The sequence below is a fragment of the Mycobacterium sp. genome, from assembly GCF_049683355.1.
Taxonomy (GTDB): Bacteria; Actinomycetota; Actinomycetes; order Mycobacteriales; family Mycobacteriaceae; genus Mycobacterium.
In genome coordinates this window covers 1-7,595 of sequence record NZ_JBAUJB010000221.1, presented here as the reverse complement: position 1 = coordinate 7,595, position 7,595 = coordinate 1, and the positions used below count along the sequence as shown (strand labels likewise).

At 68.4% G+C, this 7,595-nt stretch carries 6 protein-coding genes and 1 pseudogene; 4 read left to right on the top strand and 3 right to left on the bottom strand.

Going from position 1 to position 7,595, the window contains the following annotated elements; translation table 11 throughout:
- The first annotated feature begins 135 nt into the window (after positions 1-135).
- On the top strand, positions 136-813 hold the full coding sequence (locus WA944_RS13455) for a uracil-DNA glycosylase (RefSeq protein ID WP_526375313.1): 678 nt from the start codon (positions 136-138) through the stop codon (positions 811-813).
- Between the two features lie 16 nt (positions 814-829).
- Here the strand turns inward: WA944_RS13455 and WA944_RS13450 are convergent, their stop codons facing one another.
- Together WA944_RS13450 and rpmB are read right to left on the bottom strand one after the other, a co-directional pair.
- A complete protein-coding gene (locus WA944_RS13450; RefSeq protein WP_526647038.1) occupies positions 830-1,138 on the bottom strand; it encodes a hypothetical protein in 309 nt (102 codons plus the stop codon).
- Positions 1,139-1,272: 134 nt separating this feature from the next.
- Positions 1,273-1,467: a 50S ribosomal protein L28 gene (gene rpmB / locus WA944_RS13445; protein WP_163889381.1), complete on the bottom strand. Its 195-nt coding sequence runs from the start codon at positions 1,465-1,467 to the stop codon at positions 1,273-1,275.
- Positions 1,468-1,713: 246 nt separating this feature from the next.
- On the opposite strand from rpmB, the gene fakA reads away from it, so the two are divergent.
- From fakA to WA944_RS13430, 3 genes are read left to right on the top strand one after another with little or no spacing between them, the layout of a single operon-like run.
- The gene (fakA, locus tag WA944_RS13440) at positions 1,714-3,339 is read left to right on the top strand and encodes a fatty acid kinase ATP-binding subunit FakA (protein ID WP_526608850.1); all 1,626 of its coding nucleotides are present in this window, start codon (positions 1,714-1,716) and stop codon (positions 3,337-3,339) included.
- A gap of 1 nt (position 3,340) precedes the next feature.
- Complete coding sequence (gene recG, locus WA944_RS13435) at positions 3,341-5,563, top strand: ATP-dependent DNA helicase RecG (protein ID WP_526371670.1); 2,223 nt, start codon at positions 3,341-3,343, stop codon at positions 5,561-5,563.
- Positions 5,560-6,267 (top strand): GmrSD restriction endonuclease domain-containing protein, encoded by a 708-nt coding sequence (locus WA944_RS13430; protein WP_526371671.1) that lies wholly within the window; start codon positions 5,560-5,562, stop codon positions 6,265-6,267. Before recG ends, WA944_RS13430 begins: the two co-directional genes overlap by 4 nt.
- Before the next feature lie 152 nt (positions 6,268-6,419).
- On the opposite strand, the pseudogene WA944_RS13425 reads toward WA944_RS13430, so the two are convergent.
- Positions 6,420-7,588, bottom strand: a pseudogene (locus tag WA944_RS13425) (Dyp-type peroxidase).
- Positions 7,589-7,595: the final 7 nt, after the last annotated feature.

Sequence of the window (7,595 nt, the reverse complement as noted above, 5' to 3'; positions counted from 1 at the left end):
GCTGGCGCGCGATCGGCACGGTCCTCGACGCCGCCGTCGACGCGCCGCCGCGGGTGACCGTCGACGGCGCCCGGTGGAGCGGAGATCCGGGCTGGCAGTCGTTCTGAGCTACGCGGCACACTATGTTGGCCTCTCGTGACTGCACGTCCTCTCAGCGAGTTGGTCGACGAGGCCTGGGCCCGCGCACTCGAGCCGGTCGAACCCCAGGTCGCGCAGATGGGTGAGTTCCTGCGCTCGGAACTGGCCGATGGCCAGCGCTATCTGCCCGCCGGGCCCAACGTCCTGCGCGCGTTCAGCTTCCCGTTCGAACAGGTGCGGGTGCTGATCGTGGGCCAGGATCCCTACCCGACGCCAGGGCACGCGGTCGGGCTGAGTTTCTCGGTCGCAGCGGAGGTACGCCCGCTGCCCCGCAGCCTGGCCAACATCTTCACCGAGTACCGCGACGACCTCGGCCTACCCGCCCCGGCCAACGGAGACCTGACGCCATGGGCGCAGCAGGGGGTCATGCTGCTCAACAGGGTGCTCACGGTGCGCCCGGGGATGCCGGCGTCACATCGCGGCAAGGGCTGGGAAGCGGTGACCGAATGCGCGATCCGAGCGCTGGTGGCCCGCCGGCAACCGCTGGTCGCAGTGTTGTGGGGGCGTGATGCCGCCACGCTGAAACCCATGCTCGGGGACACCGCGATCATCGAATCGGCGCATCCGTCACCGCTGTCGGCGTCACGGGGGTTCTTGGGGTCGCGGCCGTTCAGCCGTACCAACGACCTGCTGGAGAAGATGGGAGCCCAGCCAGTCGACTGGCGGCTCCCCTAATGACCCCGGACGCGGGTCAGGGAACCGGGCTCGGCGTGACCGTCACGTCAGGCACCTCCGGTGACGGGATATCCACGTCCGGTGACGGGATCTCGATGGTGTTCTCACCGTCGGTCGTCTCGGTGGGTCCGGTGGGCTCCGTGGTCTCGGCGGGCTCGGTGGTCTCCGTGGTGGTTTCTGTGGTCTGCGTGGTCTCCGTCGTCTCGACGGTGGTGTTCTCGGTGTCGGCGGTTCCGTCGTCACCGCATGCGACCAGGAACCATCCGGCGGCCAGAGCCCCGGAGACGGTGATCAGAGCGGGACGGGCCTTTGCGGCAAAAGTCATCTGTACGGCCATTTCCTTTCCGACCGGGCCTCGTGCCCGACCTCAAGGTTTGGCCTACCCGACAGGTTCGACGCTAAACGGTCGAGATGTCGGTGCAGATGTGCGAAACGGCGTTCAGCCGTGTGAGACGGCGATCAGCCGCGTGAGACCTTTCCGGCCTTCAGGCAGGACGTGCACACGTTGACCCGCTGCTTGTTGCCGCCGGGCCGGGTGACCGCGCGCACCGGCTGGATGTTGGGGTTCCACCGACGGCTGGTCCGGCGATGGGAGTGCGACACCGACTTACCGAAGCCGGGGCCCTTCCCGCAGATATCGCACACCGCAGCCATATGTAGAACTCCTCGAATCAGTACTTGGGGGTCTGGGCCTCTCAGCCGCTCATCAGCGGCTTGACCCGACAACCCGATCAGAATACCGGCCGACGCAGGTATCGCCAAAAATCGGGCCCGAGGACGGGTGTCCACAGGCCCGGCCTCGTCGTCTTCGGCGCTGTCGCCGGTACTGGATAGGCTGGCGCCCACGGTGGCTGCGCATCTGGTGCAACGCCGGCGCCACGGCGGATGTTGGAGGTGGGGATGTCGGCTCGGCGGCTCGATGCGCCTGCCTTGAGACGCTGGGCACACACTGCCGTCGCGGACCTCATCAGGCACACCGACGAGATCAATCGGCTCAACGTGTTTCCGGTCGCCGATGCCGACACCGGAACCAACATGCTGTTCACCATGCGTGCCGCCTGGGCCCAGGCCGACGTGCTCGCCACTGTGGACGACGTTGCAGCGCTGGCCGCCGCGCTGGCCGACGGCGCACTGCGCGGTGCGCGGGGCAACTCCGGGGTCATCCTGTCGCAGATCCTGCGCGGACTCGCGGAGGTGACGGGGGCGGCGGCCGCTGACCGCGACGGCGCCTTGACCGACATCGACGGCGCGCTCTTCGGTGCCGCGCTGCGGCACGCGGCCGCCCTGGTCGTGACGTCGATGGGGGAACCCGTGCCGGGCACCATCCTGTCGGTTCTGCAGGGGGCGGCTGCTGCCGCTGAGCAGGCCGCCGGTGACCGCTGTGAGGTGGCCGAGGTGGTCGCCGCGAGTGCCGATGCGGCGGCCGAGGCCCTGGACCGCACACCCACTCAGCTCGCGGTGCTGGCCGAAGCCGGTGTGGTGGATGCGGGCGGCCGAGGCCTGCTGGTACTGCTCGATGCGCTGGGCGCCACGCTGTCCGGGCACGTTTCCCAGCGCGACGCCTACCTGCCGGCCCCGGCGACGGCCGCGGCCTCGCGATCTCCTGACTTCGAAGTGATGTATCTGCTCACTGACTGTGAGGCCGGTGCCGTGGAGAAACTGCGGGCCCGTCTCGACGAACTCGGCGAATCAGTGGCCATCGCCGCATCGGGCGGCGCCGGGGCGGGGCACTATTCGGTGCACGTGCACGCCGACGACGCCGGGGCCGCGGTCGAAGCCGGCCTCGAGGTGGGGCGCCTCAGCCGGATCCAGATCACCTCGCTCGCGGCGACCACCGACCGCCATCCCGCAGGCGGCTGGAGCCGCGAGCGGGCCGTGCTGGCCGTCGTCGACGGCGACGGCGCCGAACGCCTCTTCACCGGTGAAGGCGCCCAGATCCTGCGCGCGGAGCCGGACCTGCCCGTCAGCGCCCAGCAGCTGCTGCACGCGCTGGTCAACACCGGCGCCGCGCAGGTGATGGTGTTGCCGAACGGGTATGTCGCCGCCGAGGAGTTGCTCGCCGGGTGGGCGGTCGCGTCGGACTGGGGAATCGTCATGGCGCCCGTGCCCACCGGGTCGATGGTGCAGGGCCTGGCGGCGTTGGCCGTCCACGATGCCGACCGTCGGCTCGTCGACGACGGCTACACCATGGCCAGAGCGGCTGCGGGCGCCCGCTACGGGTCGGTCCGCGTGGCCGCCGCTGAGGCGTTGACCTGGGCGGGCGCCTGCAAGCCGGGCGACGGGCTCGGGATCGCCGGTGACGAGGTGGTGATCGTGGGCGACGACATCGTCACCGCGGGAGCGGGACTGATCGACTTGTTGATCGGTGCTGGGGGTGAACTGGTGACGGTGCTCACCGGCGACGGCGTGGACGACGGCGTCGCCGAGGCGCTGGTCGACCACGTTCATCACCATCACCTGGGTACGGAGATGGTGACCTTCCACACCGGCCACCGCGGCGACGCGCTGCTGATCGGCGTGGAGTGAGATGGCCTCGTTGAACGATCGGCTGCCGTTCCTGGTCGGCGACAAGGCTGCCAGCCAACTCGACGAGTACTTCGGTATCCGCACGGTCTACGACCTGGTGCGGTATTTCCCGCGCAAGTACAGCGATGCCATGACCACCCGCGGCGAAGGGGAGGAGCTCGACCTCGAGGAAGGGGAGCACGTCACCTTCGTCGACGAGATCACCAGGGCAGAACCCAAATGGACCACCCGTGGGCCCAGACGTGAGTACCTGGTGATCACCCTCGGACACCGCCGGCCGAGGGTCACCGCGACGTTCTTCAACGCCAAGTACCTGAAAAGGCAGCTGACCGAGAAGACCCGGGTGATGCTGTCTGGGGAGGTCGGTTACTTCAAGGGCACCATCCAGCTGACGCACCCGGCGTTTTTGGTCCTGGACTCCGGGAAAGGCACCAAGTCGCTGGCCTCCATCGCCGCCGCCTCCGGCGCGTCCGGTGACGAGTTGCTGTCGGAGTTCGAGCGGGAGTTCTTCCCGATCTATGCGGCCAACTCTAAGATGCAGACCTGGGAGATCTACGCCTGCGTACGTCAGGTGCTCGCCGTGTTGGACCCGGTCGCCGAGACGATTCCGGAATGGTTTGTCCGAGAACACGATCTGATGTCGGAGGACGAGGCGCTACGAGCGGCCCATCTCGCCGAGACGAACATCGACCGTACGCGAGCCATCGAACGCCTCACCTACGACGAGGCGATCGGGCTGCAGTGGGGACTGGTGGTCCGCAGGCACAGTGAGTTGAGTGACTCGGGCCCACCGGCGCCGCGCCGCGACGACGGTCTGGCGGCCGCGATGGCCGACCGGTTACCGTTCGAACTGACGGACGGGCAGCGCGAGGTCCTCGGAGTCATCTCCGCCGAGCTCACCGCAACCCGTCCGATGAACCGCATGCTGCAGGGCGAGGTGGGCTCGGGCAAGACGATCGTGTCGGTGCTCGCGATGTTGCAGATGATCGACGCCGGCTACCAGTGCGCACTGCTCGCGCCGACCGAAGTGCTTGCCGCCCAACATGCTCAGTCGATCCGCGCGATGCTGGGACCACTGGCGCTCGCGGGTCAGCTGGGCGGGGCGGAGCAGGCCACCAGGGTGGCCCTGCTGACCGGATCGATGTCGGCGCAACAGAAGCGCGAGGTGCGCGACGAGGTCGCCTCCGGCGAGGCCGGGATCGTCATCGGCACGCACGCGTTGCTGCAGGATGCCGTGGAGTTCCACCGGTTGGGCATGGTGGTCGTCGACGAGCAGCACAGGTTCGGGGTGGAGCAGCGGGATCGGTTGCGCGCCAAGGCTCCCGAGGGCATCACCCCCCACCTGCTGGTGATGACCGCGACCCCGATCCCCAGAACGGTGGCGCTGACGGTGTACGGCGACCTCGAGACGTCGACACTGCGGGAACTGCCCCGCGGCCGGCAGCCCATCGCCACGAACACCATCTTCATCACCCAGAAGCCCGCCTGGCTGGACAGGGCCTGGGCCCGCGTGGTGGAGGAGGTGCGCGCCGGTCGCCAGGCCTACATCGTCGCGTCGCGGATCGACGAGGAGGACACGAAACCCGGCAAGAAAGGCCAGGATTCCAAGGAGCAGGGTCCGCCACCGGTCACTGTCGTGGAATTGTTCGCGCGGCTGCAGCGCGGGCCACTGGCGGGTCTGCGGCTCGGGCTGATGCACGGTCGCCTGCCCAGCGACGAAAAAGAAGCCGTGATGGCGGCGTTCCGCGCCGGCGAGATCGACGTCCTGGTGTGCACGACGGCCATCGAGGTCGGCGTCGACGTGCCCAACGCGACCGTCATGGTCGTGATGGACGCCGACCGGTTCGGGATCAGTCAGCTCCACCAACTTCGCGGGAGGATCGGCCGCGGTCAGCATTCCAGCCTGTGCCTGCTGGCCACCCGGCTGCCGGAGACATCCAAGGCAGGGCAACGGCTCACGGCGGTGGCCGGCACCCTCGACGGCTTCAAGCTGGCCGATCTGGACCTGGTCGAACGCAGCGAAGGAGATGTGCTCGGATTCCACCAGTCCGGCCGCGCCGTCACGTTGCGGTTCCTGTCGCTGGCCCGGCACCTGGACATCATCCTCGCGGCCAAAGAGCTGAGCGAGCGGGTGTACGAATCGGACCCGCACGACCCCGGCATGGCAGTGCTTTCGGCGCCGTTCATCGACGCCGATCGGGTGCAGTTCCTGGAGAAGTCATGAGCCGCAGGCAAGTTCTGTGGGCAATGGTGGTCGCGACGCTCGCGGTGATCGTCGCCGTGCAGGTGACCTCGACATCACAGAGTCACTCGGGGGTCATCGCGCAGGCCGACCTTCCGACCGTGACGCCGGGTGCCGATGTGCTTGCCGGCGTGGCCGAGATACCGGGACGGGTCCGCGGATACGACTACCGGCGGGACGCGTTCGGCGAGTCGTGGACCGACGAGACCACCGCACCGGGCGGTCGCAACGGCTGCGACACCCGAAACGACATCCTCGACCGCGACCTGAGCGACAAGACCTATGTGTCGATCAGCCGCTGTCCCACCGCGGTGGCGACCGGCACGCTGCACGACCCGTACACCAGCGGGGTCGTGCCGTTCACCCGCGGCAACCAGACCGGTGCCGCGGTGCAGATCGACCACCTGGTACCGCTGGCGCTCGCGTGGGACCTGGGCGCGCGGAACTGGACCGAGGAGATGCGGCTCCGCTTCGCCAACGATCCGGCCAACCTGCTGGCCGTCGACGGGCCGACCAATCAGGACAAGGGGGACAAGGAGCCGGCGCTGTGGATGCCGCCGAACTCCGCGTTCCACTGCCAGTACTCGATGCAGTACATCGCGGTGCTTCGGGGTTACGGCCTGCCCGTGGATGCGCCCTCTGCGGAAGTGCTGCGTGACGCCGCGCAGAGTTGCCCGACGGGCTGATTCGAGAACGGTTCGGCCGTGGCATCGCCACCGCCTGTGGAGACAGTCGCTACGTGATGTGCTGCATCGACGCCGCCCACGACCGAACCGTGTTTTCACTTTAACATGTGAACAGGTAGACAGGTATTGTCCTGCGGCCTCGGGTCAGTCTCTCAACGGGTCAGTAGCGGCTGGCCGAGATAGCTTCCCTCCGGTGCGCCCGGAAGTATCGCGAACGTGGCCGACCCGGTCGTGGTGATCCACCGGTTGAGGGCATCGGCCGCGGCCAGGCGCTGCTGCACCGGGATGAACTGCCGGCCCGGATCGCGCTGGTAGGCGGCGAAGATCAGCCCACAGTCGGTCGTCTGGCCGGTTGCCGGAGTGTGGTCGTAGTTGTAGCCCCGCCGCAGGAACTGTTCGTCGTCGTTGCGGTGCCGCGCCAGCGCGATGTGTGCGTTGGGCGGAATGACCGGTATGCCGCCGACGAGTGCCCCCAGATCGGGTTCGTCGAACTTCCGTCGGCCGGTCAGCGGTGCTCCGGTGTCCAGGCGACGCCCGACCGTCAGTTCCCTGCTGGTGCGGTCGAGTTCGTCTCAGGTGTCCAGTTCGGTGCGGATCCGGCGCAGGACGAGCACGGTTCCTCCGGTGAACCGCCCCTGCCGGGCGCCGTCGTCCCAGACGTGGCGGTCGTACTGCGCGTCGGTGCGCAGATTGGCGGTGCCGTCGACCTGCCCCATCAGGTTGCGCATCGTGGCACCGCTCGGATCCGTGCCCCGAGCCTGACGGAATCCACTCTGCCGCCAGCGCCGCACGGCCATGGTGCGGACATTCTTGAGCAGAACACGACTTGCGTGGGCGACGGCGACCGGGTCGTCGGCGCAGACCTGCAGGAGCAGATCGCCGCCGCACCAACGCGGTTCGAGTCGGTCGGTGTCGAATCCGGGCAACTCCGCCACCGCGGCGGGCTGCAACCCGGAAAGCCCGATCCGGGCGAACACGCTCGTCCGAGCCCCACGGTCACCGTGAGGCGGGCGGGGTGCTGTGCGAGTTCGGGTTCGGTGTCGGCCAGCGCGGGCACCCCTCTGGTCAGACGAGCCGCGTCCGCAGTCCACAACTGCAGAATCGCAGTCAGGGTTTCCCGGGGGCTTCGCCGGCCGTCGGTCTTCAGGTCCAGTGCGACGAACAGCGCATGCGTTTGCGGGGAGGTGGTGACACCCGCCTGGTGTGCCCCATGGAACGGTTCGGTGTCGGATCCGAAACCAGCGGTGACCGAACGTGACTCGGCAAACCCACACTGCGTGAGGGCTCCTGCTGTGGCCAGTGTGGCGGCGCCTCCGGACAGGAGGCGC